The organism is Flavobacterium sp. UMI-01 (genome assembly GCF_019656315.1).
Lineage (GTDB): Bacteria > Bacteroidota > Bacteroidia > Flavobacteriales > Flavobacteriaceae > Flavobacterium.
This window is the reverse complement of the sequence record NZ_BPLU01000025.1, coordinates 1-3459: the sequence shown is the minus strand read 5'-3', so window position 1 is coordinate 3459 and position 3459 is coordinate 1. Positions and strand designations below refer to the sequence as shown.

Genomic DNA, 3459 nt, shown 5'->3' with positions numbered 1-3459 from the left:
AAATCCATAGCTTCGGTAATATACTTATGCCCGATTATTATCCATGCTCGTCCGCTCGACTAGTGAGCTGTTACGCACTCTTTAAATGAATGGCTGCTTCCAAGCCAACATCCTAGCTGTCTGGGCAGACAAACCGCGTTCTTTCAACTTAGTATATATTTGGGGACCTTAGCTGATGGTCTGGGTTCTTTCCCTCTCGGACTTGGACCTTAGCACCCAAGCCCTCACTGCTGGTAAACATTATATAGCATTCGGAGTTTGTCAGGAATTGGTAGGCGGTGAAGCCCCCGCATCCAATCAGTAGCTCTACCTCTATATAACTTATAACCAGCGCTGCACCTAAATGCATTTCGGGGAGTACGAGCTATTTCCGAGTTTGATTGGCCTTTCACCCCTACCCACAGATCATCCCAAGACTTTTCAACGTCAACGGGTTCGGTCCTCCACTTTGGGTTAACAAAGCTTCAACCTGTCCATGGGTAGATCACACGGTTTCGCGTCTAACACTACTGACTAAAGCGCCCTATTCAGACTCGCTTTCGCTACGGATCCATACCTGAAGTACTTATCCTTGCCAGCAACGTTAACTCGTAGGCTCATTATGCAAAAGGCACGCCGTCACCCCACAAAAGGGCTCCGACCGCTTGTAAGCGTATGGTTTCAGGATCTATTTCACTCCGTTATTCACGGTTCTTTTCACCTTTCCCTCACGGTACTGGTTCACTATCGGTCTCTCAGGAGTATTTAGCCTTAGCGGATGGTCCCGCCAAATTCAGACAGGGTTTCACGTGCCCCGCCCTACTCAGGATACCACTATCTATTATACTTGTTACCCATACGGGGCTATCACCCTCTATGGCACTACTTTCCAGTAGCTTCTGGTTCCTTGTACATAAAATGTCGTGGTCCTACAACCCCAACATTGCCGTAACAACATTGGTTTGGGCTAATCCGCGTTCGCTCGCCACTACTTACGGAATCACTTTTGTTTTCTTCTCCTCCGCCTACTTAGATGTTTCAGTTCAGCGGGTTTGCCCACCTATCGGTGTACTATGTCTTCAACATAGTGGGTTGCCCCATTCGGATATCTACGGATCAATTTGTGTGTGCCAATCCCCGCAGCTTTTCGCAGCTTATCACGTCCTTCTTCGCCTCTGAGAGCCTAGGCATCCCCCATACGCCCTTATTTTGCTTATTGTACTTTTACCAGTATTCAGTATTCAGCTTTTTTAGTATTCAGAAATCCAAACACTTAAATTCTGTAAACTGAACACTAATATTGTGTTCTTTCTACTTATTTTTTACTTTTCTTATCTCAATATGTCAATGAACTTTAATCCCCCTCCAACTCCCCCGAAGGGGGAGAGCCGATTGCTCTGGATTCCTCCCCTTTGGGGAGGTTAGGAGGGGATTTTGTGGAGAATATCGGAGTCGAACCGATGACCTCCTGCGTGCAAGGCAGGCGCTCTAGCCAGCTGAGCTAATCCCCCATTTCTTAGTTGTCAGTTAACAGGATTCAGTTAACAGTTTTTTGAAACGGTTCACTTTTAGTGTAACTCAACCTCTAAAATTTCCTCTTAAGTCTAAAATAGTAGTCCCGGGCAGACTCGAACTGCCGACCCCTACATTATCAGTGTAGTACTCTAACCAGCTGAGCTACGAGACTCTGTTTTTTACTTAATTCTTTTTTTCAATTTCTTTAAATTAACAGCAAGAGTAATAAATTCTCAATATTCTAAATCCAAATAGATTCTTCGTCTTTTTCCCTAGCGTGCTAAAAGCTAACACTAAGGCTCTAGAAAGGAGGTGTTCCAGCCGCACCTTCCGGTACGGCTACCTTGTTACGACTTAGCCCTAGTTACCAGTTTTACCCTAGGCAGCTCCTTGCGGTCACCGACTTCAGGCACCCCCAGCTTCCATGGCTTGACGGGCGGTGTGTACAAGGCCCGGGAACGTATTCACCGGATCATGGCTGATATCCGATTACTAGCGATTCCAGCTTCACGGAGTCGAGTTGCAGACTCCGATCCGAACTGAGAACGGTTTTATAGATTCGCACCTGGTCGCCCAGTGGCTGCTCTCTGTACCGTCCATTGTAGCACGTGTGTAGCCCAAGGCGTAAGGGCCGTGATGATTTGACGTCATCCCCACCTTCCTCACAGTTTACACTGGCAGTCTTGTTAGAGTTCCCGACTTGACTCGCTGGCAACTAACAACAGGGGTTGCGCTCGTTATAGGACTTAACCTGACACCTCACGGCACGAGCTGACGACAACCATGCAGCACCTTGTAAATTGTCTTGCGAAAAGTCTGTTTCCAAACCGGTCAATCTACATTTAAGCCTTGGTAAGGTTCCTCGCGTATCATCGAATTAAACCACATGCTCCACCGCTTGTGCGGGCCCCCGTCAATTCCTTTGAGTTTCAAACTTGCGTTCGTACTCCCCAGGTGGGATACTTATCACTTTCGCTTAGCCACTGAAGTTGCCCCCAACAGCTAGTATCCATCGTTTACGGCGTGGACTACCAGGGTATCTAATCCTGTTCGCTACCCACGCTTTCGTCCATCAGCGTCAATCAATTAGTAGTAACCTGCCTTCGCAATTGGTATTCCATGTAATCTCTAAGCATTTCACCGCTACACTACATATTCTAGTTACTTCCTAATAATTCAAGTTTAGCAGTATCAATGGCCGTTCCACCGTTGAGCGATGGGCTTTCACCACTGACTTACTAAACCGCCTACGGACCCTTTAAACCCAATGATTCCGGATAACGCTTGGATCCTCCGTATTACCGCGGCTGCTGGCACGGAGTTAGCCGATCCTTATTCTTACGATACCGTCAAGTCCCGACACGTCGGGATGTTTCTTCTCGTACAAAAGCAGTTTACAATCCATAGGACCGTCATCCTGCACGCGGCATGGCTGGTTCAGACTTGCGTCCATTGACCAATATTCCTCACTGCTGCCTCCCGTAGGAGTCTGGTCCGTGTCTCAGTACCAGTGTGGGGGATCTCCCTCTCAGGACCCCTACCCATCGCGGTCTTGGTAAGCCGTTACCTTACCAACTAACTAATGGGACGCATGCTCATCTTTCACCGTTGTGACTTTAATAGTGGTTTCATGCGAAACTGCTATACTATGAGGTATTAATCCAAATTTCTCTGGGCTATCCCTCTGTGAAAGGTAGATTGCATACGCGTTACGCACCCGTGCGCCGGTCTCTAGGTCCGAAAACCTATACCCCTCGACTTGCATGTGTTAAGCCTGCCGCTAGCGTTCATCCTGAGCCAGGATCAAACTCTTCATCGTATATTGTTTGAGAATAAATTCTCTAATTAATTATCGACTCAGTCTCTAGTGGTTCTTCTCGAATCTCTCGATTCTATTACTCTTATTCTTTTGTCCCGATAAATCGGGACGGCTGTCAATTCAATATGTCTAGGAACGTGTTCTTA

Annotated in this window: 2 tRNA genes and 2 rRNA genes; all 4 read right to left on the bottom strand. The window is 47.2% G+C overall.

Annotated elements, in window-relative coordinates:
- Positions 1 to 1198, bottom strand: a 23S ribosomal RNA gene (locus K5R64_RS09620); the annotation flags it as partial.
- Between the two features lie 218 nt (positions 1199 to 1416).
- Positions 1417 to 1490: transfer RNA gene (locus K5R64_RS09615), tRNA-Ala, on the bottom strand.
- A 102-nt stretch (positions 1491 to 1592) separates the two neighbouring features.
- Positions 1593 to 1666: transfer RNA gene (locus tag K5R64_RS09610), tRNA-Ile, on the bottom strand.
- A 133-nt stretch (positions 1667 to 1799) separates the two neighbouring features.
- Positions 1800 to 3313, bottom strand: a 16S ribosomal RNA gene (locus tag K5R64_RS09605).
- Positions 3314 to 3459: the final 146 nt, after the last annotated feature.